This window comes from Paenibacillus sp. NPDC056579, from assembly GCF_042793215.1.
Classification (GTDB): domain Bacteria; phylum Bacillota; class Bacilli; order Paenibacillales; family NBRC-103111; genus Paenibacillus_S.
Genome location: NZ_JBHTVD010000008.1, coordinates 72759 through 97838 on the forward strand (window position 1 = coordinate 72759; position 25080 = coordinate 97838).

A 25080-nucleotide genomic window follows, 5' to 3' on the forward strand; every position below is an offset into this window, starting at 1 on the left:
TATTCTAACGAGTTTGGCCCTTCCTGTATTTGAACAATTCCTTTGGCTTTGTCGTAAATTTACCAAAAAATAGCAGCCTGAATTTCGGCCTCCGCGCCCATATAGAGTGATTAGGACTATGTCGCTTCAACAGAATAAAAAGGAATTGGTTTCCTTGATGTCGAAACCACTCAGCAGTCCCTTACCGCAACGCCGAATCGACGGCCAGAGGGGAAATCCATGCGAAAAGAAAAGAGTGAAATGATGAAAACAAACCGAATGGAAGCATTCAGCGACGGCGTACTGGCTATCATCATTACCATCATGGTACTGGAGTTTCAAGTGCCTGAAGGTCATGACTGGAGCTCGTTATTAGGTCTTGTCCCCAAGATTATCAGCTACGTCTTCAGTTTTATTTATGTCGGGATCTACTGGAATAACCATCACCATCTGCTCCATACTGTTCATGTGATGAATGGAAAGCTGATGTGGCTGAACATGCTGCTGCTATTCTGGCTCTCGCTCGTACCTTTCACAACGGCTTGGATGGGAGAGAGCAATTTCGCCTCCACGCCGACTGCTCTGTATGGGATTGTACTGCTGCTAGCGGCGATTGCATACCGGCTGCTGCAAAAGGCCATTCTTAAGCAGCATCCTTCCGATTCCGCTATCGTGGCGGCGATGGGCAAGGATATCAAAGGCAAGGCTTCACCGCTGCTCTATTTACTCGCCGTCGTGGCGGCTTACATCAGCCCGTGGGTAGCGTGCTTTTTCTTCGTGCTGATGGCTGTGATCTGGTTCATGCCGGATAAGCGGATCGAAAGCGTCTTGAGAGGGAAAGCGACAGACTAGAACGCCGGTTCCACAGGGTCAAAGGACTAAGAAGAGACGGACGACAAGCCTGCAAAAAAAGGCTCTCCCCCTAGGTGGGTGCTGTTTCCAACCTGTCCTATGCACAATAGGATGGTATTCAATAGTGAGTTCTCACTTTTTGAATCCTGTTGGTATTGGAAAGGAGCCAAGGCATGGCTGTCCCCGCAAAGCAGGCCCGGGTCGCGTTATCTCCGCCCGAGGCCACGTATTACAATGAAATCAAGTATTCCGTAGGCAATGATCCGTTGGTACGAGTAGCACCTTTGCGCACTACGGAGAACGGCAGTTTCATCATTACGCTTCGAGTTCGAGGGCTGCAAAAAGCCCGGGCGCTTGCTACGCTCCTGGTGCTGAACAAAACGTTCGGGAGTACCCGGGTCAAAGTCAAAGTAAAAACCTTTCAAGGCAGTGTAGCAAAGCCTATCCGTGCTGCGCTTAAGCCGCGCGAAATCGCCCGGCTCTACCGTACCGCTTTCCGCACCAATCGGCTGTTCAACTTCGCCGCTACCCGCGCCGTTTTTGGAATTACGTATGTGTACCCTGTGTTTAAGGCCAAAGTCATCCAATTTTACAATGACGATCTGTCCGATTTTTACGGAAATTATAATAACGCAGCCGCCTTTGTATTCCGCGACGTACTCAGAAATACGATTCAAGGCAATACCGTTCAATTCTCTACAGCGCTTGTTAAGAGAGAGCAGGGAGCGGCGGAGAGATGAACAATCAATTTATCGCTTATGTTGGGGATGACAGGGTGCACGACAGCTACATTACCTCAACCCATTGGGAAAACCACAATTTCTCCGTTTCCTTAAGAGGGTACGAGGGGGAGCTGGTTGTGCTGACGTTTTGCGATGTCCAAATGATTCATTCCAACAAGCCCATTGGGATGATGCTGTACGCCGTTAGCGTAATGAAAGAAAGCGAACCGTTCCGCAAATTTATTTTTACGAATTGGGATGAGTTGGACTGCGCTTCGCTCGAGATTGTAGCAAAAAGTATAGAAGTGGAAGTGACCGTGGTATAATTTGGCTAAATGAAACACTATCCCATCGACGGAAAGGTAGCGAGGACATGCAAATTCAGATCAACCAGCAAGGAGACTCGAAAGTAGCCGTAGTTACAAGCTCTGACATCATAATCAACGACGTTCAAGACGCGCTCGATCTGATGGCTTCACTCAAATACGAGGATTGCTACAAAATCCTTCTCCACAAGTCGAATATTACGGAATCGTTTTTCGATTTGAGTACCCGGCTGGCAGGCGAAATATTGCAAAAATATACGAATTACCATGTGAAGCTGGCCATTGTCGGCAATTTTGACATGTATGGAAGCAAAAGCTTGAAGGATTTTATTTATGAAAGCAACCATGGCAAGCAGGTGTTCTTTTTGCCCGACGAATCGACGGCGCTTCAAGCGCTTCATAGTGTGAATTAGGCAGCAGGCTAGGGAGCGCACTCTCAGCCGAGCAGTCAGGGCAAGCAAAAAACCGGGGAAGCAGCGGCTCTCCCGGTTTTTTCCTGTGCAATAAATGGAGCAATGAATTAGGCATGCGGTATCCCTTTGCCACCGATAGGCGTTACCTGGATAGATTCAACCCCGGCTATTAACGGCATGGCGCGCTGAATGGCCGCTTTGGTTTCCTCCAGCTGCAGGGAAGCCTTATGCGCCTCCTCGTGGCTCCATACCTCGGTGACCCAGATGGTATCTGGCTCCGTCTCCGACACATTGACTATGTAGACTTCGCAATCCGGATCGGTCTGTGCGCCAACAGCCGCCTCTAACAGAATGGCGGCCAGAGCGTCCCGCTGGCCGGCTTGAGCCGTAAACTTCACGTACATCCCGTATTTGCTCATTCCTACACCTCTTATCGTTCATTTGGTATACAACACTATTATTTTCTCTTACTAGGTGGACAATATCAACTGACAATCTCTCTGATAGAAGCATGGTAATGATCCGTGTTCAATAACACGTAGTAGCACGGGGTTTGACTCAGTGAGCGGGTAACTATTATAATGTCTTTAAAATAGTTCACTATTGAACAGTTCATAGTTGGACAAAAGACGAGGTGTCAAGGGATGGACTTTTCGAATGAACACAATGTGCTAGCTAGGGACATCATGCAAACGTATTGGAATATTAACAGGGCGTCCGTCAAGCTGTCGCAGCACAATGCCGCTTCCCTGGGAATTACCTTGGCGCAGATGGCCATTTTGAATACACTGATGCTGTCGCCTAATGTGACCTTGAAGGAATTAACGGAGCGGCTGATGTCTCCCAAAAGCACGGTCAGCGTCAATATTGACGGGCTGGTTCAATCGGGTCTGGTCGTTCGGGACATCCCGGAAGAGAACCGGAGAGAGGTTAAGCTGACCTTAACGCCGGAGGGGAAAGACACAGCGAGGAAGTCGATGGAAAACGCCAATTCGTACCGGGCGATGGCGGCGATCCTGGACACTATGAGCGAAGAGGACCGCACGGAGCTACTCCGTATCAATAAGGAGATATTGCGTCAGCTGGAGGCTTCAGTGCAAGCAGCGGCCGCTTCTGATTAAATGAATAAGACGCCATTCCCGCTCAGAGGAAGGCGTCTTTTTTTGTCAACATTGTCAATTAAAAGTCAAAGTTGTCCGGATCGGGTCCGACGCGAAGATTTTGGTTCAACGCATCAATCCGGTCCATATCGTCTTGGCTCAGCTCGAAATCGAACAGAGCCGCATTTTCGATGATCCGGTGCTCTTTAATAGACTTCGGAATCGTCACGACGCCGTGCTGCACATCCCAACGAAGAATGATTTGGGCAACGGATTTGTTATATTTCGCAGCCAAGTCCTTCAATTCCGGGGTATCGAGCAGCTCGCCCTGCATTAACGGAGACCAGGCTTCGAGCTGAATCCCGTGCTCCTTCGTGAATTGGAGCAGCTCCTTTTGGGTTAAGCGCGGGTGGAACTCGACCTGATTGACCATAGGCTTGATAGTGGCGTCGCTCATTACATCCTGAAGATGATGGATTTGGAAATTGCTTACCCCGATAGCTTTGACCCGTCCTTGTGCATACAAAGCTTCCAGAGCTCTCCACGCCTCTTTATATTTGCCCTGTACCGGCCAATGTATGAGATAAAGATCGAGATAGTCGAGACCCAATTTTTGCAGGCTCGTCTCATAAGCGGCCAATGTCGCTTCATACCCCAGATCGGCGTTCCATACCTTCGACGTAATGAAGAGATCCTCCCGCTTGAGTCCGGTCGCAGCCAACGCTTGGCGAATGCCTTCGCCGACGCTTTCTTCATTGGCATAAATAGCCGCGGTATCGATACTGCGGTACCCGTGCTGAATAGCTGTAATGACTGCTTGAACGAGAGTCGGTCCTTCTTCTACTTTGAACACGCCGAGCCCCAGACCCGGCATTTGGATTCCATTATGCAGCGTTACAGTGTCTTGAAGATGAGTAATCATAAGAATATAGCCTCCTATAGGTTGGTATGATGAGTAGTGTTGATACAAATGCAAGCAAATATAAATGCAAATTAGCATTACCTGTTTATGATTCGATTAGAAAATGTTAACCCGCCCGCTGTAGGCAATCGAGCGGATAATGAATTATCCGTTTTGTGCGCTTAGGCTATTAGAATGGGCATCCCGGTTCGCTGCAGCAGGGCTGTGTCCGGAGGCGTCTTTCTTCTCCAAAGCTCTTGCCCAGCCGGTCAACAGCACGGCTCCGAACACCATCAAGGCGCCTACCCACGTCGTATGAATGAGCCCCATCGAATCGGTAACGACCCCGCCTAGATAAGCTCCTATCGCAATGCCGGCGTTAAACGCGGCGATATTGACGGCGGAGGCGACATCCTTGGCCTTCGGCGCGAACCGTTCGGCGAGCATGACCACATACACCTGTAAGCCTGGCACGTTCATAAAGGCGAACAATCCCATGAAAAAGATCGTGATCAGCCCTGCCGTCTTGAACGGTGCGGTGAAGGTCAGCGCCAGCAGCACGACGGCTTGAATCGCGAACATATAGAATAGCGCTGCAGCGGGCTTACGATTGGCGGCCTTGCCTCCGATCACATTGCCGACCGCTATGGCGATTCCGTAGACGAGCAGGATGATGGCTACGGTTTTTTCGCCAAAGCCGGTTATCTCGTGCAGCAGCGGGGATAAATAGGTAAAGACGACGAAGGTACCCCCGTAGCCTAAAGCCGTGATGCTAAAGGCAAGCAGCAGCCGTCCGGTAGTGACCAGCTTTACTTGATCGCTCAGACGGGTCGACACTCCCTTGCTCAAATTGGAAGAGACAAGGATCAAATTGGCGATCAGAGCAATAATCCCGACGGCCACGATCCCGATAAAAGCAGCCCGCCAGCCAAGCTGTTGACCCAAGAAGGTCCCGATCGGTACCCCGGTTACCGTCGCAACGGTAAGCCCGGAGAACATAATCGAAATGGCGCTCGCCCTCCGATTCTCGGGCACCAAGTCGGCCGCTATCGTTGAGCCGATCGACATAAATACGCCATGTGCCAATGCCGAGATGACACGGGCTGCCAGCAGCAGGACAATCCCGCTGGAAAGCGCGGCGAGCAGATTGCCTGCGATAAATACCAGCATAATCCACAGCAATAGCGTTTTGCGCGGAATGCCGGAAGTCAATGACGTTAACACAGGGGCTCCGAATGTAACCCCCAGAGCATATAAAGTAACGGTTAGTCCGGAAGTGGTAACGGATATATGGAGGTCTTCAGCAATGAGCGGCAGCAGCCCGACGCTGATAAACTCGGTTGTTCCAATCGCAAAGGCGCTGACGGCCAAAGCCAGCAACGCTAAGGTACTTCGGTTTCTCTCTAGTGACATGGTTTCACTCCTAGCTGCAATATTGTGATATCCGGCCGGTAAGTGCTATTATCAGTTATTAGGATGAAATTGAACAGTACGTACTTTGAAGTACTATAGGCACTGAAAAGTTCCTATACAGTCAGCAGGGGAGGACTAGCGATGGTGAAAGAGGCGGTTTTGAAGAAGAAATACAATATTTCTGTAGAAGCAACATTGGAGGTAATTGGCGGGAAGTGGAAGTGCGTCATCTTGTGCCATTTAACGCATGGGAAGAAACGGACGAGCGATCTGAAGCGGCTTATGCCCGGCATTACGCAAAAAATGCTGACTCAGCAGCTGCGGGAGCTGGAAGATGACGGCATCGTCAATCGCATCGTCTACAATCAGGTGCCTCCGAAAGTGGAATATGAGCTGAGCGAATACGGATGGAGCTTGAAGTCGATTCTCGATTCCTTATGCTCCTGGGGAGAGAGACACATTATTCGGGAATACGGAGACAAGTTTGCCGTATTGGAAGACAACGTGTTGAACAAGAAGGACGATGAGAGCTGACCGCCGATATCGCGACTGCTGGCAGCGCGGAGCAGCCTTGCGGAGGGGGAACACCTGTCCTATAGATGCAAAAATGACCGGAACGGGCGCTCGCCGCGGTTCACGATCATGTAATAGAAGGGGCCAGGGAGCCGTATTTCCGTTTATGTTGAAGAAGTTTCTTTGGCTGCCTTCGACAGCTCCGCTTTTAATGTTTCTTTGACCTCAACAGGCAGCTCCAGCCAATGAATTCCCCACAAAGCGGCTTCCATGGCGTACAGTGCATTTAAAGTCAAGCGGCCGGGGTAGTGTTCCTGCATGGCTATATATGCTTGGACCGAGCCCATTGCATTCAGGTCATCGTAGCTGTGAATGCCGATCTCTTTTAACATGAATTCGCTTTTGGGCCCGATATTTTTTAAATTCAACGTTTTTTTCAATTTCAGTTCTCCTTCATATACAACGATTGGAGCTCTTCGATATGGCTTTTCATAAGCTGCAGCAGCGCATCGGGCTGTTGGACAACCGCATCTTTGCTCAAGGACAGGAAGAACGTGGCTGCCCGCGGCAGGAACGAGGGTCTGATTTGCCTCACAATATGGCCGGAGCCGTCTTCCTCTATCGTCAGCCCTTGTGACAACCATAAGTCAGACCGGCATCTAAGCACACCTCTTGCTGTTAAGGCAACCTCCAATGGAAGGGCTTCCTCGGTCTCATCCTCCCACAAAATGAAATCCTTAACGGTTAACTTATCCAGCCGGTCGCGCTGATATGTCCGCTGGCTCGGCTCCACGTTGCGGAATCGTTCCGCCCGGAGAGTCAGTACCTTGCCGGTATCGCAATCGATGGAGGGGCAGTACCAGATACCGTTCATGGAGTACAGGCCCATCGGCTGGATGTCCCGCTGTTTTGATGCGTTCTCCGATGCATACGTTACGGACAGAGCTTGACGGTCTAATGCGGCGTTCAACAGCTGCCGGAGATAAGGCGTATCGTAATCATGGGGCGGAACCCAGAACAAGAGCTTGGATTGCAGCTCGGAAATCCGCTGCTGCGTATCGCGGGGTAAATAGTTAAAAAATTTGTTCAGCGCGGAGCGGCTCTCCGATTCGAAAGGGAGCTGACGGTAATTTTGCAGCGATTGGCAGGCGAAGAAGAGCGCGATAGCTTCGTTCTCGGTAAATGCAATCGGAGGTAGTGTACGCTCCTTCAATACCTGATAGCCTCCATGGGAACCCATTTCCGAATAAAGGGGAATACCAAGCTCGCCCAGCTCCTGTAAATCGCGGAGCATTGTTCTACGTGAAACGTTGAGCTCTTCGGCCAGCTGCTTCACGGTATATTTTTTTCTGGAGTTCAGGGTCAGAATCAATGCGATCAAACGCTGGGTCTTGTTCATTCTATAGCGCCTCCTTTCCTTTCTAAGTTTATCCTACATGTGTGACAAGGTTTGACACCATTCCATGCTATTCTGTGTATGAGAAGGGCAACCGGCCAGTTATGATCTTCGATGAGGAGAATGAACAGGAGAGATAAGAATGAACAAAACATGCACAGAGATTACGCACTACAAGCTGCAATCGCCCGCGGATACGGAGCTGTACTTGAAAGCCGTTGATGTGCTTAATCGGGTACTGCCGCAAATCAAAGGATTTATTAGCCGTGACGTATATTACTCTTCCGAGGCGGAGACTTGGGTAGAGGTGATTCAATGGGAGGATCTTCCGACTGCCAAGGATGCGGAAAAGACGCTGATGAGCATGCCCGAATGCAAGGAAGGATTCCGGCTGCTGAATATGGAGACCGTATCGCTGCATTACTATGACAAAGTTTCTGAATTCAAGATTAGATAACTGCTGCCACCCTTGTTTCCTGAAGAAAACAGCAAAGAGGGCACCCGTCACAGGGTGCCCTCTTTACCTTATCAGGACTCAATGCCAAGTAAAGAGGCGAGCCGGACAATGTCCAGAATACCGACAATATCGCCGTTCTCGAGATACAGTCCCGACAACAGTGCAGGCTCTGCGGTTCCGCCGGCATCGGGAGGAGGCTGTACGTTTGCTGTGCCGGTCACCTTGATCACCTCGTCGACCATTACTCCTATGCAGCTGTCGGCAAGCTGTAAGATCACGATACGGGCCGAGCGTTCGGCAGGCGCAGGATCGGAGCCAAGCAGAACGGAAAGAAGATATACCGGAAGCACCGCGTTGCGCAAATGAATGACGCCCCGAAAGTAGGGATGCGAAGCGGGAAGGGTCGTAATCGCAGGAACCCGTATCACTTCCTTGATCCAATGAATGGCTAAAGCGTATTTCTCGGCGCCGACACGAACCTCGATGAATTTATGACCGATAGGCTCCTTCATCATAAACTGCGCCCTAAACTTTAAAGGCGGCAACCGATCGGTTCAGCTGCTCGGCCAGCACAGACAGCGACTGGGACGACCCGGCGGTTTCCTGCGATGCGGCAGCCGATTGCTCGCAGGAGGCGGCAATCATCTCCACCGACTCCATAACGCTTGACGACTGGGCGGACTGCTCTTCGATGGCCGCTGCAATTTCCATGATCTTGGACGAAGCTTGCTGAATCATGGAGATGATGTTCTCAAAGGCGGCACCACTTTTATCCGTATTAATAACCGCCTCGTTCGTAGCCCCGACGCTGTCCTTCATATTGCTCTGCATGCCTTTGATAATGGAGGAAATTTCCTTCGTGGCCTTACTGCTGCGCTCCGCCAGCTTGCGGACCTCGTCGGCAACCACGGCGAAGCCTCTTCCTTGATCACCGGCCCTTGCGGCTTCAATGGCGGCGTTAAGAGCGAGTAGGTTGGTTTGCTCGGCAATTTCATCTATCACTTCGATGATTTCCCCGACTTTATCCGAATCCTTCTCCAGCATGCCGATTTGCTGCTTCAATTCGGTAATGCCTTTGATGGAGCCTTTAATCACATTGCCGCCTTCGTGGGCGACCATGGACATATTTTCCGATAAGGTTGCGGCCTCCTCGGCATTTTTGGTGATCGAGTCTATACCGTCATTCAATTCCTTGAACAGCTGATTGATTTGCTGCGCGGAGTAAGCCTGGCTCTGGCTGCCGCTGGCAATTTCCTCGGTGGCGGCCGAAATTTGCTGCGATGCCGCAGCGACATGCTGGGCCGACGTCATAATGTTTTGCACGAACGATTGGTAATTCGACAGCATCAAGTTAAAGGAGCGGGACAGGTCGCCGATCTCATCCTTGCTCGTATCCGGCAGCCGTGAGGTAAGATCTCCTTCGTTGCTGGACAGCTCCTTCAATTTATGTACGACCGTTTGCAACGGCCTCAGCTTGTAAATGAGCAGCCACACCGACGCGAGCATAATCAGCGCTACGACAACGATCAGAACAATTGTAGTCACCAGATAAAAGTGGAAGGCGGCTTGCGCTTGCTCCGCATCTTTTTCGGCTCTGGCGTTCATCTTGTCCTGAAATTGGTAGATGGGGTCCATAATCGTTTTTTTGTTCTTCTCGTAATTATCGTCGAACATGAGCCTGCGTGCTTCGTCCATATTGCCTTTGGCGACGGCGTCCATGGCGGCTTCCTCCGTCTGGACCAGCGTATCGGACAGCTGCTTGGCTTTCTCAATCAAGCTAAGCTCGGCTTCGGGAGTGTTCAGTTCTTTCAGTCGGGTAACGACACGGTCTCTCGTTTTGGTCTCGTTCACTTCGCTCCAATAGTTGTCATAATACGTTTTTTGGCCGAATTGGACATATTTTCGGGCTTCATTCGTTAAATAGTCGGAGGCATTAACCAGATCGAAGCCGATTTGCTTCAGCTCCGCTCTGCGCTCCGACGTTTCCTGAACACCCTCATAGTTGCTGCGAAGCATGAAAGTGCATGCCACTAACAAAACCGAAACGATAATAAACACAGATCCGATGACTTTTAACAAGGTTGCTATTTTCATCTGTACTCGCCTCCGATTGGATGTGTTTCGAGAGCTGGTGTTACAGGACTATGGTACTTAAAGTCACCTCCTGGTGTGAAAAAAAGAACCAACGGCTAAGCCAAGGGTTCTCCTATAAGAACGCTAACCCTAGGGAAATCTGGCAGTATAGCGGGATTACCAGCATGGCTAAGGCTGCGCTGCATTGTGGAGAAATTGTAAAAAAATGTCGAATTTGTTTATGGCAACCTCATTATACATGCGCACCTGCAGGGTGTAAACGGTCAAGTGAAAATATTTCCAAGGATCGTGTCGAAGGAATCTGTAGTAAAGACGTAGTGCTAATGGATTAACCGAAGAAACCAGCTAAAAAAAGTAGTGAATTAGTCCGATAGACAGGAAGGGAAGTGGAAGAAAATGTCGAATTGAATCAATGAAATCGATGAAGCGCAATTTCGGATGGTCGCGACAGAAGGGGCATGGGATCAATGAAATCGTTGGAATGGTTCAAGAAGCGTTTGGCGGTAAAGATTGCTGCCGCAGTGATGGGCGTTATCCTCGTATTGTCGTCGGGGTATTTATTTTTGCAAATAAGCAACGCCAAGAAGGCGGCGGAGGACGTCATTGCAACGTACGGCATTAGGATGGCCGGAAGCTACTCCCAGCAGCTGGATACGGGGAAGCTGGAGACGTTTATGAAAAATCCGCAGGAAAACGACCTGTACTGGTCGATCCGGCAAGAGCTGGATCTGTTTCGAACGCAGATTGGCGCTCTGTATGTGTACTTGGTTCGCATCGACGCGAACGGCCAGCCGCTGATTATGATAGACGGCCAGCCGAAAAACTCGGACTCGGCGTCTCCCATCAATGAAGTGACGGACATTTCTCCCGAGTCGGTGCAGCTCCTGCTGAAGGGGCAGGCCACGAGCTCGGAAATTATCGATAACCCGCAGTACGGCAAGTACATTTCTTCATATGTTCCGTTAAAGCGTGCGGACGGTACGCTATTGGGCGTCCTCGGCATCGATACGGATGCCGCCGTCTTGGACAGCATCTCGGCCAGTGTGATCCGCAGCAATATCCCGTTCTATTTGCTGCTGATCGCGATGACCGCTGCCGGTCTTGCGTTCGTCGCTTGGGTGCTTGTCCGTGCGTTGAGTCCGCTCCGCTGGATCGTATCCGGAGCCCGGCATATCGCGGACGGCGAGCTGGCGCAAGCGAACAAGCTGCTGCAGGACCATCCCGTTAAGTCCAAGGACGAGATCGGCGCCGTCCATGAGGCGATGGTGCAAATGTCTGTCAGCCTGAACGCCATCATAGGCAGGATCGTATCGAACATCGCCCAGACATCCGAGCAGCTCGTGGCGTCATCGGACCGGTTCTCCGTAGAAGCGCGCCATGTGCTGGAGATGAATACCCGGGTCAACGCCGCCGTAAGCCGGGTGGCCGACGGTGCATACACCCAGAGCGTCAGCACGGTGGAGAGCGGCCGTTCCATGGAAGAAATTACGGCGGCCATCCAGCGCATATCCGAAGCGTCCTTGACTGTCTCCGACGCCTCGCAGCAAGCTCTGGAGGATGCCGAGAGCGGAAGACATACGCTGCAGCGAATGAATGAGCAGATTCATACCATCTCCGTGGCAGCCGAGGAAGCGGTCAAGCGCGTTGCCGCTCTGAATGGGTATTCACAGGAGATCGAAGGGGCTCTAGGCGCGATATCGGAGATCGCGAATCAGACGAAGCTGCTGGCACTTAACGCTTCTATCGAAGCTGCCCGGGCAGGGGAGCACGGGGCCGGGTTCGCCGTAGTGGCGGGGGAAGTAAGGAAGCTGGCGGATGATGCAGCCGGTTCGGCGCAAGTCATCTCTACGCTGCTTCATCATATTCAGCAGGAATCGCTGCAAATCAGTCAGGCTATGGAGACAAGCTCCAAAGAAGTGAAGACGGGGACCGTGCTGGCGGACGATGCGGAGCAAGCTCTCGCGAGCGTCGTGGACAAGTTCCGCTTCGTTTCCGAGCAAATCCAGGATATTTCGGCAGCTACGGAGCAGATGTCCGCCGGATCGGAGGAGGTCGCCACCTCGGTCATCGGCATCGCGGATATCGCCAAAGATTCGTCCGAGCAAACGAAGCAAATTTTGGAGCTGACGGACATCCAGCTGAATGCGGTACGGACGATTGCGGCTTCCGCCGAGACGCTTAGCGGCATGACCCACGATATGCGGGAGGCAGTCAAGCAGGTGAAGGTATAATTCGTCTGAACGGTCTAGGTATCCATCGGTGCGATATGTTACAATGTCGTTTGGAGATCAAGACAAGGAGTTGAACCTTAATGAGCGAACAATTAAACGAGCAGGAGCTTGTTCAATACATTGCCGACAAAACGAAGGCGGACGTCAAGCACATCCAATTGGTATTGAAGCACGAGCAAGCCTATCTTAACAATGCCAAATCCGATGATGTCGATATCGACGACATTATCGATTACATTTTGCGCCGTCCGGACGTCAAGCTGAACGAGCTTACCGTAGATTCGATTCTCGAGGCGGAAATGGATTATTTGATCAAAAAAGGCTTCGTAACCTACGAAGATTAAACGGTCGATAGCAAGCTGATATAGAAAATCCCCGGGCTCATGGAGAGACGAGCCCGGGGATTTTTTTGTGAGCCACCAGCAAGTGTTACCGCCATCGGCGGGAGCGCTCTCTGCGCAGCAGGTAGACGAAATACGGTGCGCCGATGATCGCGGTCATAATGCCGACCGGCACTTCCCGCGGGATGATGAGGATGCGCCCTAGGCAGTCGCCGAGCAGCATCAGATCGGCGCCGATCAATGCCGCCAATGGGATGAGCCATTGGTGGCGTCCTCCTACGAGGCTGCGTGCCATATGAGGGGCGATCAGCCCGACGAACCCGATGCCGCCGACGGCCGAGACGGATATGCCAGCGATGGCTACGGCCAGCAGCAGGAGCAGGAACCGCTGCCGGGTGAGGCGCAGCCCGAGCGAGGCACTCGTCTCGTCGCCAAGCTGGAGCACGTTCAGCTTGGAGAAGCTACCCCATGCGACGGGCACGAGCAGGGCAACCCACGGCAGAAGGGCGTACAGCTCCTTCCAGCCCCGGCTCCATAAGCTGCCTGACAGCCACAGCAGCGCCATGTTAATGTTCGTCGGATGTGTGACGATCAAATATTGCGTCCCCGCTTGAAGCACCGCGCCAATGGCCACGCCGACGAGGGCGAGCGATGCGGGGGTTAAGGTCAACCGCCGGCTGAGCAGCGTCAGCAGCGCGAACGCCACGATCGCTCCGGCGAACGCGGCTGCCGGAATCGCGTAGCCGGGCGCCTTCGGGAACAGGAAGATGACCGCCGCGGCGGCGAGACCGGCACCCTTGGTCACGCCGATGACATCGGGGCTGGCCAGCGGATTGCGGATCACGCTCTGCAGGATGACCCCGCCGACCGCCAGGCCGAAGCCGGCCAGAATACCGACGAGCACCCGCGGCAGCCGAACCTCGTGGACGATAAAATACGTCGGACTGTCCGGCGAGACGAGGCTGGCTCCCACTTGGCCGAAGGGAACGGCAACGGTGCCGACGCTTACGGACAGAACGGACAACACAATTAAGGCAAGCAGCGCCAAGCCTAGAGCAAGCGGTTTTCTCATCGCGAGGCACCCCCTTTTCGGCGGGCCAAATAAATGAAGAAGGGACCTCCGATTACCGAGGTGACGATGCCTACAGGCGATTCGAACGGAAACGCGATCAAGCGGCTGAGCAAGTCCGAATAGACGAGCAGGATGCCGCCAAGCAGCGCGGTGAGCAGAGCAAGCACCGTCAATTGGCTGCCGACCAAGGCTCGCGCGATATGAGGCACGATGAGGCAGATGAAGCCTATCGGTCCGCAGATGGCTACCGAGGAGCCGGCCATGACGATGACGAGCAGCATGCCGATCGCTCTGACGACGGTTACCCTTTGGCCCAAGCCTGCTGCGACTTCATCATCGATCAGCAGGAGCCGGAACGAGGGGAGCATGAACCCGAGCAGCAGCAGCCCGCCGGCCAGGAACGGCAGGATCACCCGCACCTCCGGCCAACCGGCCTGATTCACCGAGCCGACGAGCCAAAACATCATGCTGTCGGTCGATTGCTGATTGAGGATAATCATCCCCTCGGTCAATGACGACAGCAGGAAATGAACCGTAATGCCCGCCAACGCCAGCCGGACATATTGTTTATGGCCGGAGCCGGCCAGTGACCAGACCAGCAGGGCGCCCGCCGCCGCTCCGGCGAAAGCGAGCCAAATCGACCCCATGAGCGACAGATCCGACAATACGACCAGGCCGAACACGACGGCTAGGGAAGCCCCCGCATTGATACCGAATATATGGGGGGAGGCGAGCGGGTTTTTGGTCACCAGCTGTGTCAGCAATCCGGCCAATGCCAGAAGAACGCCTACGATGCAAGCCGTCAGCGTGCGCGGGAGGAGCAGCGTCTGGATATATAAATGAGCCTTCTCCTGCCCTTGATAGGTCAAAGCTTCGTACAGCGTTCTCCAGGACACTTGCGCTTGGCCCCATTTGAGGCTGAACAGGATGCCGGCGGCGAGCAGGACGAAGGACAAAGAAAAAAGGAAGAGCAGAAACCATGTCCGGCTCTGCTTTTCCATCGGGATGCTCTTGACCATCCTTATTTATCTCCCAGTTGCTTCAAAATATCTTCTGCGATTTTTTCCGAGCCCAGCATACCGCGGGATAACGACCAATCGCGTCTTTCGACCGTGTACACTTTCTTGTTGGCGACGGCGTCGATTTTTTTCCATAGCGGGTTGTTGGCCCATTCGTCTGCAATCGTCACTTTCTCCGTAGGCATCAGGAAGAGCGCCTGCGGATTCGTTTCGACGAGCTGCTCCAGCGTCAGCTGCGGATACGCGGTTTCATTTTTCAGAGGATCGCTGAACCCAAGCATCTTAACGATTGATCCGGAGTAGGAATGGTCGGAGTGGCCGAAGAAGCCTTTCGGATTCACAACAGCCGGAAGCACGGTCAAATTGGCGGTTTTAATCTTTTTCTTCGCCTCTTCCATCTTCTTGTTGTGCTCATCCAGACGCTTCTTTCCTTCGGCTTCTTTGCCGACGGCTTTGGCGGTAATTATGTAGTTTTTGAGCATTTGGTCATAATCGGCTTGAAAATCGTTCAGCACGAGCAGAGGGGCGATAGCCTTCAGCTGCGGCAGCGCGTTCTTGTGCTTATTGATATCGACGATGATCAAATCGGGCTTCAGCGAGCTGATCAATTCAATGTTGGGCTCGTAGCGGGAGCCGACGGAAGTGTAGCCTTTCAGCTGGCTTTTGACGGAATCCATGAACAGATCCGGGCTGCTGTCGTCCGCGATGCCGGTCGGGGAGATCCCCAGCGTGACGAGCATATCCGTAAAGCTGAAGTCCATCGTGACGATGCGTTCCGGCTTCTTGGCCAAGGTGACTGTGCCCATGGCGTCCTCGACGGTAATCTTTGTATCGGCTTGCGCTGCCGGTGCAGGCTGTGGCGCGGCATTTCCGGACGAGGCTTGAGGAGCAGCCGACTGGCCGCAGGCGGCTAGAGCGATTGTAAAAACAAGCAATAGAGCGGTATGTAGGGTACGGTTAAACCAGCGATGCATGATGATTCCTCCTGATAATAATAATTATTCTCAATTGATTTTAGCCGGAACTCCCCCTGCGTACCATATCTATTTTCATGATCGGACATGTTATATTTTTAGATTTTGGTGAGGCTTTTCAGAAATTCGGTCGGCGAGCAGCCGACTTCCTGCTTGAAAATGCGGCTGAAATGGAAATAATCGGCGAATCCGACCTTTTGAGCGATTTCTTTGGCAGGCAGCCGGGTTTGCATGAACATTTCCTTCGCTTTCTCAATCCGGATTTGGCGCAGGTAATGAGTCATGGTCGAGCCCGTATGCTGCTTGAACAGCACCGTATAATGGCCTTCGCTCATCCCGGCCCGCTGGGCCAGCATAGGGAGGGTCAGCTTCAGCATATAGTGCTCGTTAATATAGGACACGGATTCCTCGATCGACGCAGCCGAAGCTTTCTTGTCTTCCCCCATATGAGTCTCATATATATAAATAAACAGCATCCGCTCCAAAATCAGACGCTTGCGCATTTGCTGAATGGAGACTTCCTCATCCGTTTGCGTTTTGATTTCGTGAATCGTGCGGATCAGCTCGTCCAGCATATACTTCACTTTGATTTCGCTATGGGTACGAAGCGGCCCGTGCAAGGTCCAGACGCTTTCCTCCGGAAAGACGCGGTAGGAGATGACGGCGTACTCGGCAGCCTTGGTCTTGGGAACTTGAATATGAAGAGGCAGGCGGCTCGGATGGCAGGCGAAGCCTTGTGTCACTACGACAGGGGCTTGCTCTTCCGACGAGACGCTAATATGGCCGCGCAGTACCATGATCAAAAGATGCGTTCCCGCTGACGCGGAAATGGTCTGGGAGAGGGAGCTTAATTCCAATTGTCCGAATACCGGAATCATTGCCACAAGCTGTTGAAAATCCATAGAGGGCATCCCTTTCGATTGTCGGATAGGTAGACATGAAATGAAATGTTAAAAGCATACTGCATAAATGCTCGTTACTTGATATTGACACATTTATTATGACCAGCACAAGCAAAAATCGCTAGAGCGGCCGGCCTAACGCAGGGTCGTGCCATGAAAAGGGAAAAAAGCCCGCGGCAGCCTTGTACTCCGGCTGTCTCGGGCTTTTCATTTACCACATTGGAAAGTTTAAGTTCGGTAAAGCGATAAAGCTCATTGAAGATCTTTCCAATTGGCGATAAAAAAACCTCTTAACGCAGTCGCTCATCCCTGAAGTACTCCGATAGGAGTTTTTCTCATTTCGCTGCGGCTGTGCCTCGCACGGCTTCCATTAGCAGCTCATACGAGCGCAAGCGGGCTTGATGGTCGTAAATTTGCGAGGTCACGATCATCTCGTCGGCCCCGGTCAAGTCGAGGAAACGCTGCAGCTTGTCGCGGACGGTCTCTTTATTGCCCGCTATCGAAAAGCTGAGTTGCTTATGAACGATGGCCTTCTCCTGATCGCTCCACAAGCCGTCCATCGAGTCGACGGGAGGACTCAGCTGACCGGTGCGTCCGCGGATAATATTAAGAAATTGCTGCTGCATCGATGTAGCCAGTCTGGTGGCTTCTTCGTCCGTATCGGCTGCAACGACATTGAGCCCTACCATCACATAAGGCTCGGACAGCGCCTCGGACGGGCGGAAGTTAGTGCGGTACAGCTCCAGCGCGGCGAGCAGATAGTCCGGAGCGAAATGGCTCGCAAACGCGAAGGGCAGTCCCAGCTGGCCTGCGAGCTGGGCGCTAAAGCCGCTGGAGCCGAGCAGCCAGATCGGAATGTTCAGGCCCTCGCCCGGAACGGCTCTTACTCCCATCGGACGGTTGCCGAGCGATGGATTGAGATAGGAGCGAAGCTCGCTCAGCTGCTCGGGAAAATCGTGGCCGTCGCTGCCGAGGCCGCGGCGCAGAGCCCGCATAGCCGGCTGATCCGATCCCGGCGCTCTTCCCAAGCCGAGATCGATGCGCCCCGGGTACATCGATTCCAGCGTCCCGAACTGCTCGGCGATCACGAGCGGGGCGTGGTTCGGCAGCATGATGCCGCCGGAGCCTACACGGATTTTCTCCGTGCCGTTGGCGACATACCCAATGACGAGCGATGTGGCGGAGCTGGCCACTCCAGGCATATTGTGATGCTCCGCCAGCCAGTAGCGGTGATAGCCCCATTGCTCGGCATGACGCGCCAGGTCGAGCGTATTGCGGTAGGAAGCCGCAGGCGTGCTGCCGGCAACGACAGGAGCGAGATCGAGAACGGACAGCGTAATATGTTCAATGGATTTTCCTTGATTTGCTGCTGCGTTTGGTTGAACCATCGGATGAGAACCTCCCCGGAAAGTTAAGATGAATGTATCGTAATTGGATACGTATGTTAAACAGGGTAACCAATGTGAACGGCATCATGCGCAAAATCAGCTGAAATAAAAAACAGCCCTAAAGTTTATTATTATATATTACATTCCTAATAACAAGTACCAACCTATTTGTAAGATAGTATCAAAAAGATACTATTGGACCGGAAGCGGGGAAAAGTCCGGAGTAAGCAGTCTGGTAAGAGGTCAGAGTAATGCGACTGCGATAGCTGTATATTTCACAAAAATGCGCGAAAAAGGAACGTCTTATCCGGTCCCGGACAGACGTTCCTTTCTCATTGCAGCTAGATGTGGTGATCGACGATCTCGACGACGCCCTGACCTCCGTCTACGATGACCCGGTCACCGGTTCTTAATCTCGCCGTGGCGTTGCCGCATCCTACGACGGCAGGAATGCCAAGCTCTCTTGCGACGATAGCCGCATGGGACAGCGGGGCGCCGACGTCGGTAATAATCGCAGCCGCTCTAGGAAACAGCGGCGTCCAGCCTACATTCGTCGTAGAAGCGACGAGGATCTCTCCCGGCAGCAGCTGAGCCCCGTCCTCGGGACGGGATAACACGCGTACGCTGCCTTCAATACGCCCCGCGGCTCCGGCGAACCCGTGCAGCGCCGCGGCATCGTCCGCGACGGCAACCGGAAGGGTGGCGTCGTAATAGTCCACCCGCCGATTCGGATCCTCGGCCCAGCGGAACGGATCGAACCGCCCCCGGATGAGAGTAGGCAGGGGAGGGAGCGTCAGGTATTGGTTATACGTCATCCGACGGGCGGGAATATGCTGCACCGCTTCGCGATGATCGGACAATACATCCAGAACCTCTTCGATGTAGAGGAAGAACAGATCGTCGCCCAATGCCGTAAGCTCACCGGCTCTTAGCAGGAACGCGCGCATAACCCGGTAGACGCGAATGAATTCGGAACGGGCCGATTCGCGGAGCTGGGCGTTCGCCGACGCCTTGGCGAGCTGTTTGCGGACCCGTGCGGCCTGCCCGGGGTGACGCTGCTCGAACCGTCTCCAAGCCTCTTCGTACTGGCGCTGCTGCTTCGCAAGAAGCGCATCCACATCCGTAGCCGAGCGATGGTATTCCTCGATCTGCTGGTCCAACCAGCGTGTATCCTCCGCAGGATGGGGGATCGACAGCTCCAGCTCGTGCGGTCCGCGGTGCCCGTGCTGCCGCAAATATTGCTCGCGGCTCAGATCCCCGCGAAGAACCTGCGCGATGCCAGTAACCGGTCCGAGGCTGGCCAAGCCGCTGCTTCCACGCAGATTGGACAGCAGCAGATTGGTATCCTCCGTTCCGACGAGCTTCGTCAGCTTCTTGTTCAGCGCATAGGCGATATCGCCGTACTTCCGCCCGCCCCAGAGCAGCGACCACCAGGCGGTCAAGACGTAAGGACGCAGCTGTTCCTTCCATAAGGCCAAAAGCTCCTGCTTGCTTGAAATGTTACGTATACGCAAGGTCATATCGGCACACCGTTCAGGCGAACTTTCGATATGATGAGGCGTATAGGCCGCGGCTTTCCGCAGCTTTTTCAAGAAGCGCGTCAGCTTGACGATGACCTCCTTCAGGAGCTGAAGCCGGGGGAACGGGTACACAGGGATCGTCATCCCTTCCGGTACCTGGCCGAGCGCCTGACTCACTTTTCTCAGCGTCAGCTTGATAGGGACGCCGACAGCAGGGAAGAGGGACAGCGCAGCGCTTATATTCGTATAAGCTCTTCCGCAAATATTGCCCGACCAAATGTAATAGCCCGGGATGATATTTTGCTCCTCGTCGATGAACCGCAATACGGACCAGGTGAGAGGGGTCATCACATCGGGAATCGCCTCGCCGATATTCGTATTCGTCCACAGGAAATCGCCGTCGAGCGAATCGTTCCATTCATACGTATCTTTGTTTCCGGGCATTAACGTCGTAATGGGACGTGCCTGAAGAATGTACAGCTTGCCTTCCGCCGCTGCCCATTCGATGTCCTGAGGGGCGCCGAGCTCTGCTTCCATCCGGGAGGCGTAAGCGTACAGGGCCGTGGCGTGTTTTTTGCATTCCGCAGGTCCTTCATAGATGCCTTTCGGTCTGGTTAATACAAAGGCATGAGCGTCCGACTCTCCTGATACCAACTGTTCGCCCAGGCCGTGTACGTAGTTTCCTACCATTCTCGTGTGGCTGCCGGTTATCGGATCTGCGGTAAACAGGACGCCGGACAGCTCCGACCGGATCATCCGCTGGACAACGATGGCCATGGCATGCGCTGCATCGATGCCTTGAACCGAGCTGTATACTTTCACTCTTTCGGATTGTGCCGACTCGTGCACTTTATCGATGGCCGCCATAAGCTCCTCATTGCTTCGCACTTGAAGCACGGTCTCGAATTCACCGGCAAAGGAGGCATGGGCGGAGTCTTCGCTCAAGGCTGAGGATCTAACCGCCAACAGGATGTCCCGCTGCCCGGATCTCATGGCATTCACCTTGGACAGTACCTGCTCCCAAGCCGAGTCGAGCAGCTTATCACCGTCGAAAGCGGGCGGCAAAATGACGAAGCCCTCCGGTACCGGATAGCCGGATTGGTACAAGACGGAAAGCATGCCGCCTTTGCCTCCTGCATCCGCTTTTTGCTCCGGACGGATCTCTTGAAAGCTTACAACCGAATGTTCCACATGAAACATCTCCTTCGCGGCGGTTATCGATAAAAGCTTTTCCTCAACATCTCCAGATACAGATCCAGCTCTGCTGTCGCTCGCTCATAGTATTCCTCGGTCAACTCGAGCGACTTGACCCGCTGCTGCTCCTGATTCGAATAGCCCTCGATCGTCCAAAATATGATGCGGACGGCTCTTTCCGTATCGATCCCTTCCTTGAAAACCGTCGTATCGACGTTCTCGAGCAGGGCGGCATAGCTCTTGGCCAAAATTTCTTTATTTCTCGGCTGCAGCTTCGACTTGATCTCTTCGGCATCCTCCAGATTGGCTGACAGCGCAAAATGGAACATTTCCGGGTGTTTATGAATGATCTCCATTTTCAATCGGGCGCACTGGCGTAATCGGGCCAATATATCCCGCTGCTGCAGATCGATTTTCTCGAAAAATTCTTTCACAATGACTTCCATAATGTAGTCGTACAAATACAGGTACAAATCCTTTTTATTGTGGAAATAATGAAACAGCAGCCCTTTGGAAATGCCTGCTTCAGCAACGATTTCATTCGTCGATGCGTTTTTATAGCCTTTCTGTGCAAACTCCTTCATGGCTGCGTTTAATATGCGCTCCTGCTTTTCCGGCTCCAGATTTACAAACTTCTCATGCATTCCGGAACATCTCCTTCGAAAAAATGGTCCATGCCCTTTGACCACTCTGGTCAATGGAGTCATCATAGCACTATTGACCACTCTGGTCAATGAGTATTCGTATGGATGCTGCGCCCAATAATAACAATCCGAACATCAAGCGATCCATTGCAAAACCGCCGCTGCTTTCCTACAGAAGAGCCGGGGGTTTACTTGCTTTTGCCGCACTAACCGGCTGCGGATCCTTTTCCAAGCCTACGGTCGACAAAAGCAGCAACCTGCGGTAGCGACCCATGCAGATTAGGAGCACGCGGCGGCGAGTCCGTACCTGGTTCACTAAGCCATTTCGTTCAAGCTTCCCTGACCGTAGTTGTCAGTAAAGCGATGCTATGCTTATCAAGCAACGAATAACAGGCTTAAGCGAAAGGTGGAGCTGAGCAATGGCTGCCAATGATGTGAAAGATTTGTACTATGAGTTTTATGTCGCGGGAACGCCGGAGCAAGTATGGGAAGCGCTCGTATCTCCCGAAGGAGTGAAGGCGGTGTATGCCGGCTGCGTTATTGAGTCGACGTTCGAGGCGGGGGCTTCCATTCAGTATGTCGGTCCGGGAAACCTGGGCGACCGCACGGTTCATGTGTACGGAACGATTCTGGCTTGCGAGCCAAACAAGACGTTGAGCTTTACCCACTATGTCGGGGAATCCTATTACGAGGGGCAGGAGCGTTACGAGTCCCGGATTACGTACCGGATCGAGCCGGCAGGTGTTTCCACCAAGCTTATGCTGACTCACGATCAATGGCATGAGGAAGATCCTTCATATAAAAACACGGTCTCGGCATGGTGGTTTTTGCTGAGCAGCACCAAGACATGGATTGAGACAGGCAAGCCGCTGACGTGGTAGGCATCCGATAACAAGCAGCTCCAGCCCCGGAAACGGCGGTATGGCGCTGCTTGCTGTGTATTTTGACCCGAATCGGATCATGCTAACAAAGAAAGAGGTTGACAACAAGTTTATATTGTAACTATAATGGTTACAGGTAATGGCGCAAGCCGTTGTTTACTAAGCAGCATGGTGAACTAAAATTTTTTTACCACAATAGAATTTATAAAATTCCGCATCGGATGCAGAATTCTATTTGGCGATAAAAACTACTACTAAACGCGGTCGCTCATCCTAGATGTACTCCGATTGGAGTTTTTTTCACTATAAGATGTAACTAATGTAGTTACAATATAAAATAGGAGGCTATACTATGAAAATTGCAGTTATCGGAGCAGCAGGCAAAGCAGGAAGCTTGATCGTCAAGGAAGCTTTGAGCCGCGGTCACGAAGTGACGGCGTTGGTACGGGACGGCTCCAAAATCAACGAAGCCAACGTTCGCGTAGTGGAAAAGGACGTGTTTCAGCTGACAGCGGAGGATGTAAAAGAGTTTGACGCCGTCGTCAACGCGTTCGGCGCAGCGCCTGGTCAGGAGCACCAACATGTAGAAGCGGGGAAAGTTCTGATTCAAGCTCTGCAAGGCACGCCGAACACCCGCTTGCTCGTTGTAGGCGGCGCAGGCAGCTTGTTCGTGGACGAACAGCAAACAACCCGTTTGATGAATACGCCGGAATTTCCTGCGCTGTACTTCGCAACGGCGTCGAATCAAGGGCAGAACTTGGTCGACTTGCAGGCGTCGGAGGGCATTCGTTGGACCTTCCTCAGCCCTGCGGCATTTTTCAACCCGGAAGGCAAGAAAACAGGCGCTTATCGCAAAGGCAAGGACAATCTGATCGTCAACGCCGCAGGCAACAGCTACATCAGCTACGCCGATTATGCGATTGCCGTATTGGATGAGCTGGAGAATCCGCAGCATATCAATGAACGGTTTACCGTTGTAGGCGAAGCCGAGTAAGATAGCAAAAAGCATCGAAGACTTAGGATCGCAAGATCGGTCTCCGATGCTTTTTTTCCATTTTTACATATAGAATTTATAATCGGGGCTCCCCGCAAAGTATCTGATGGACTTTGAAGCCAAAGGTCCACTTTGTGGGGTTATTTCAGCAAGATTGCCGGTAACAAAAGAGACTATATCTACTTCACTCCGAGCCGCATCCGGTAGCTGAACAGGACATCCAGCGTTCTGCCTTGAAAATAAGCCTCCACAACAGACCTAAATGCTACAATATCTTCGTCCAATGCGGTTGAACCTTGCTTCAGAATCGTTTGTAGTCCACCTTGGCTTATGGCAAGTCCGGCATAACGCTCGGCATCGCACGGCTCCATATTGTGAAAGACGATTTCTTTGGCGAAGCGGAACGCATTACTGTTTTGAATATGCTGCAAATGCTCCTCCTTGTTGCGTTTCACCGCCTGCTTATTCTCCTCAACGAGCTGCTTTAACAGCGCGTCCGACTTTTGAATGAGCTTATTGTATTCATGCTCAATGGTCCAGGTCAATGTCGGAGGCCAATCGCAATCGTAAGCCGCGAACACCCCGCCGTCCCGAAGAACTCGGGCAAACTCCTGCAGGGTGCTGGACGGCTCCATCCAATGAAACGATTGGGAGCAGGTAATGATGTCCACGCTGTCCGATTCCATGTTCAATTGATTGGAATAACCGGGTACAAACCGGATGCCGCTGTCACCGCTGGATTCAGCCGCTTTTTCCAAAGCTTTGCTTCGCATGTCGTCACTCGGTTCCACCCCGATAATTTGGTCTGCATGGCCGTTCCATACGAAGGTCGACAAGCCTGTTCCGCAGCCGACATCCATAACGATCGAGGGTCTTCTACCCAAGTAATTCGTTAAAATACGGATGACTGCTTGCGGTGCCTCCGGGCGGTATTTGTCGTACAAATTTTGGTAGCCTGTAAATCGGTCGATGTTGCTTTTAAGGTTGCCTTCCGGAATCATTCCCATTCCTCCGCTCATGAATAATGGTATGAAGATGATTATATTGTACCAATCTATGTAAATTGGGTCCAATAGTCGGGCTTGTCCATCGTTGACGAATAGTTTAAGGTTTTGTAAAATGGAAACCAAGAAGTATTATTTCGGTTTCCTTGGTTTCTGGAGTGGAGGGTAATTCAGTGGAGGATATGATTCGTACGCGGATTTTGCAGGCTGCGGCCGAGCTGTTTCAAGCAAAAGGATACCGAAGCGTCACTTTAAGCGAGCTGGCAACCAGGCTTGGGATGAGCAAGAAGACGCTCTATTTGTATTTCAGCGGCAAGGAGCAGATTGCCGAGGCGGTGATGGAGCTGACGATGAAGGCGATAGCAGCGGCCATCGCCGAAGTGAGACGGCAGGAGGCGGATGCCGTGACGATGATCGGGCTCGTTTTTGCCGCCATTAAGCAGGAGATTGTGAAGCTGAACCCGCTGTTTCTTGAGGACATCCAAAAGTTCATCCCCGGACTGTGGGAACGGATAGAGGCGTTTCGGGTCAAGCAGCTGTCGTTTCTGGAAGAGCTGATCACTCAAGCACAGCAGGACGGCTTGATCCGCGATCTAAATCCGAGGCTGGCTACCGTCATCATGCTCGAAAGCATCCGCCATTTTGCCCGGCCTGACTTTGCCGCCAAGCACGGGGTGGGGATGGTCGATGTCGGGAACACGTTATTTACGATGTTTATCGAGGGCATTCGAAAATAAGGGAGCGTGGATT

27 protein-coding genes are annotated in these 25080 nt (G+C 52.6%); 12 read left to right on the plus strand and 15 right to left on the minus strand.

Annotated features, from left to right (window positions below; genetic code table 11):
* The first annotated feature begins 243 nt into the window (after nucleotides 1-243).
* From ACFQ88_RS27080 to ACFQ88_RS27095, 4 genes are all read left to right on the plus strand, one after another.
* Complete coding sequence (locus tag ACFQ88_RS27080) at nucleotides 244-831, plus strand: TMEM175 family protein (RefSeq protein WP_239635614.1); 588 nt, start codon at nucleotides 244-246, stop codon at nucleotides 829-831.
* A gap of 173 nt (nucleotides 832-1004) precedes the next feature.
* Complete coding sequence (locus tag ACFQ88_RS27085; protein WP_379458983.1) at nucleotides 1005-1571, plus strand: hypothetical protein; 567 nt, start codon at nucleotides 1005-1007, stop codon at nucleotides 1569-1571.
* Nucleotides 1568-1879 carry a hypothetical protein gene (locus ACFQ88_RS27090; RefSeq protein ID WP_239630624.1) on the plus strand — a complete coding sequence of 104 codons (312 nt, stop codon included), beginning with the start codon at nucleotides 1568-1570 and terminating at the stop codon, nucleotides 1877-1879. The genes ACFQ88_RS27085 and ACFQ88_RS27090 overlap by 4 nt, the downstream gene beginning before the upstream one ends.
* A 47-nt stretch (nucleotides 1880-1926) precedes the next feature.
* Entirely contained in the window at nucleotides 1927-2292 is a 366-nt protein-coding gene (locus tag ACFQ88_RS27095) for a DUF4180 domain-containing protein (RefSeq protein ID WP_239630625.1), read from the plus strand.
* A gap of 107 nt (nucleotides 2293-2399) precedes the next feature.
* On the opposite strand, the gene ACFQ88_RS27100 is transcribed toward ACFQ88_RS27095, so the two are convergent.
* Nucleotides 2400-2711 (minus strand): putative quinol monooxygenase, encoded by a 312-nt coding sequence (locus ACFQ88_RS27100; RefSeq protein WP_379458986.1) that lies wholly within the window; start codon nucleotides 2709-2711, stop codon nucleotides 2400-2402.
* 225 nt (nucleotides 2712-2936) lie between these two features.
* Between ACFQ88_RS27100 and ACFQ88_RS27105 the strand changes: the two genes are divergently transcribed.
* Nucleotides 2937-3413, plus strand: a complete 477-nt coding sequence (locus ACFQ88_RS27105) for a MarR family winged helix-turn-helix transcriptional regulator (protein ID WP_379458988.1) — start codon at nucleotides 2937-2939, stop codon at nucleotides 3411-3413.
* A gap of 58 nt (nucleotides 3414-3471) precedes the next feature.
* Here ACFQ88_RS27105 and ACFQ88_RS27110 read toward each other — a convergent pair whose 3' ends face one another.
* Both ACFQ88_RS27110 and ACFQ88_RS27115 read right to left on the minus strand, forming a co-directional pair.
* Nucleotides 3472-4314: an aldo/keto reductase gene (locus ACFQ88_RS27110; RefSeq protein WP_379458990.1), complete on the minus strand. Its 843-nt coding sequence runs from the start codon at nucleotides 4312-4314 to the stop codon at nucleotides 3472-3474.
* Nucleotides 4315-4458: 144 nt separating this feature from the next.
* Nucleotides 4459-5706 (minus strand): MFS transporter, encoded by a 1248-nt coding sequence (locus ACFQ88_RS27115; protein ID WP_379458992.1) that lies wholly within the window; start codon nucleotides 5704-5706, stop codon nucleotides 4459-4461.
* 141 nt (nucleotides 5707-5847) lie between these two features.
* Between ACFQ88_RS27115 and ACFQ88_RS27120 the strand changes: the two genes are divergently transcribed.
* Nucleotides 5848-6240: a winged helix-turn-helix transcriptional regulator gene (locus tag ACFQ88_RS27120; RefSeq protein WP_379458994.1), complete on the plus strand. Its 393-nt coding sequence runs from the start codon at nucleotides 5848-5850 to the stop codon at nucleotides 6238-6240.
* A 143-nt stretch (nucleotides 6241-6383) separates the two neighbouring features.
* On the opposite strand, the gene ACFQ88_RS27125 is transcribed toward ACFQ88_RS27120, so the two are convergent.
* Together ACFQ88_RS27125 and ACFQ88_RS27130 are read right to left on the minus strand one after the other, a co-directional pair.
* Nucleotides 6384-6659, minus strand: a complete 276-nt coding sequence (locus ACFQ88_RS27125) for a TfoX/Sxy family protein (protein WP_239630631.1) — start codon at nucleotides 6657-6659, stop codon at nucleotides 6384-6386.
* A gap of 2 nt (nucleotides 6660-6661) precedes the next feature.
* Nucleotides 6662-7618, minus strand: coding sequence for a helix-turn-helix transcriptional regulator (locus ACFQ88_RS27130; protein WP_379458996.1), 957 nt, complete (start codon nucleotides 7616-7618; stop codon nucleotides 6662-6664).
* A gap of 139 nt (nucleotides 7619-7757) precedes the next feature.
* Here ACFQ88_RS27130 and ACFQ88_RS27135 point away from each other — a divergent pair, with 139 nt between their 5' ends.
* On the plus strand, nucleotides 7758-8072 hold the full coding sequence (locus tag ACFQ88_RS27135) for a hypothetical protein (protein WP_379458998.1): 315 nt from the start codon (nucleotides 7758-7760) through the stop codon (nucleotides 8070-8072).
* Nucleotides 8073-8143: 71 nt separating this feature from the next.
* On the opposite strand, the gene ACFQ88_RS27140 is transcribed toward ACFQ88_RS27135, so the two are convergent.
* Nucleotides 8144-8587, minus strand: a complete 444-nt coding sequence (locus tag ACFQ88_RS27140; protein ID WP_379459000.1) for a chemotaxis protein CheW — start codon at nucleotides 8585-8587, stop codon at nucleotides 8144-8146.
* A gap of 10 nt (nucleotides 8588-8597) precedes the next feature.
* Nucleotides 8598-10166, minus strand: coding sequence for a methyl-accepting chemotaxis protein (locus ACFQ88_RS27145; RefSeq protein WP_379459002.1), 1569 nt, complete (start codon nucleotides 10164-10166; stop codon nucleotides 8598-8600).
* A 467-nt stretch (nucleotides 10167-10633) separates the two neighbouring features.
* Between ACFQ88_RS27145 and ACFQ88_RS27150 the strand changes: the two genes are divergently transcribed.
* The gene (locus ACFQ88_RS27150) at nucleotides 10634-12397 is read left to right on the plus strand and encodes a methyl-accepting chemotaxis protein (protein WP_379459004.1); all 1764 of its coding nucleotides are present in this window, start codon (nucleotides 10634-10636) and stop codon (nucleotides 12395-12397) included.
* Nucleotides 12398-12477: 80 nt separating this feature from the next.
* On the plus strand, nucleotides 12478-12741 hold the full coding sequence (locus ACFQ88_RS27155; RefSeq protein ID WP_239630637.1) for a hypothetical protein: 264 nt from the start codon (nucleotides 12478-12480) through the stop codon (nucleotides 12739-12741).
* An 85-nt stretch (nucleotides 12742-12826) separates the two neighbouring features.
* Here ACFQ88_RS27155 and ACFQ88_RS27160 read toward each other — a convergent pair whose 3' ends face one another.
* The 7 genes from ACFQ88_RS27160 to ACFQ88_RS27190 form a co-directional block, all read right to left on the minus strand.
* Nucleotides 12827-13810, minus strand: coding sequence for a FecCD family ABC transporter permease (locus ACFQ88_RS27160; protein WP_379459007.1), 984 nt, complete (start codon nucleotides 13808-13810; stop codon nucleotides 12827-12829).
* Nucleotides 13807-14829: a FecCD family ABC transporter permease gene (locus ACFQ88_RS27165; protein ID WP_379459009.1), complete on the minus strand. Its 1023-nt coding sequence runs from the start codon at nucleotides 14827-14829 to the stop codon at nucleotides 13807-13809. The genes ACFQ88_RS27160 and ACFQ88_RS27165 overlap by 4 nt, the downstream gene beginning before the upstream one ends.
* A gap of 2 nt (nucleotides 14830-14831) precedes the next feature.
* Complete coding sequence (locus ACFQ88_RS27170) at nucleotides 14832-15803, minus strand: ABC transporter substrate-binding protein (RefSeq protein ID WP_379459011.1); 972 nt, start codon at nucleotides 15801-15803, stop codon at nucleotides 14832-14834.
* A 98-nt stretch (nucleotides 15804-15901) separates the two neighbouring features.
* Nucleotides 15902-16705, minus strand: a complete 804-nt coding sequence (locus tag ACFQ88_RS27175; protein ID WP_379459013.1) for an AraC family transcriptional regulator — start codon at nucleotides 16703-16705, stop codon at nucleotides 15902-15904.
* 335 nt (nucleotides 16706-17040) lie between these two features.
* Entirely contained in the window at nucleotides 17041-18093 is a 1053-nt protein-coding gene (locus tag ACFQ88_RS27180) for an LLM class flavin-dependent oxidoreductase (protein ID WP_379459015.1), read from the minus strand.
* Between the two features lie 341 nt (nucleotides 18094-18434).
* The gene (locus ACFQ88_RS27185) at nucleotides 18435-20804 is read right to left on the minus strand and encodes a PEP/pyruvate-binding domain-containing protein (RefSeq protein WP_379459059.1); all 2370 of its coding nucleotides are present in this window, start codon (nucleotides 20802-20804) and stop codon (nucleotides 18435-18437) included.
* A 23-nt stretch (nucleotides 20805-20827) separates the two neighbouring features.
* On the minus strand, nucleotides 20828-21451 hold the full coding sequence (locus tag ACFQ88_RS27190; protein ID WP_379459061.1) for a TetR/AcrR family transcriptional regulator: 624 nt from the start codon (nucleotides 21449-21451) through the stop codon (nucleotides 20828-20830).
* Nucleotides 21452-21870: 419 nt separating this feature from the next.
* Between ACFQ88_RS27190 and ACFQ88_RS27195 the strand changes: the two genes are divergently transcribed.
* Entirely contained in the window at nucleotides 21871-22332 is a 462-nt protein-coding gene (locus ACFQ88_RS27195; RefSeq protein ID WP_379459063.1) for an SRPBCC domain-containing protein, read from the plus strand.
* A gap of 352 nt (nucleotides 22333-22684) precedes the next feature.
* Complete coding sequence (locus tag ACFQ88_RS27200; RefSeq protein WP_379459065.1) at nucleotides 22685-23326, plus strand: NAD(P)-dependent oxidoreductase; 642 nt, start codon at nucleotides 22685-22687, stop codon at nucleotides 23324-23326.
* A 179-nt stretch (nucleotides 23327-23505) separates the two neighbouring features.
* Here the strand turns inward: ACFQ88_RS27200 and ACFQ88_RS27205 are convergent, their stop codons facing one another.
* Nucleotides 23506-24327, minus strand: coding sequence for a class I SAM-dependent methyltransferase (locus tag ACFQ88_RS27205; protein ID WP_379459067.1), 822 nt, complete (start codon nucleotides 24325-24327; stop codon nucleotides 23506-23508).
* Nucleotides 24328-24512: 185 nt separating this feature from the next.
* Between ACFQ88_RS27205 and ACFQ88_RS27210 the strand changes: the two genes are divergently transcribed.
* Nucleotides 24513-25067 (plus strand): TetR/AcrR family transcriptional regulator, encoded by a 555-nt coding sequence (locus ACFQ88_RS27210; protein ID WP_239635615.1) that lies wholly within the window; start codon nucleotides 24513-24515, stop codon nucleotides 25065-25067.
* The last annotated feature ends 13 nt before the right edge of the window (nucleotides 25068-25080 follow it).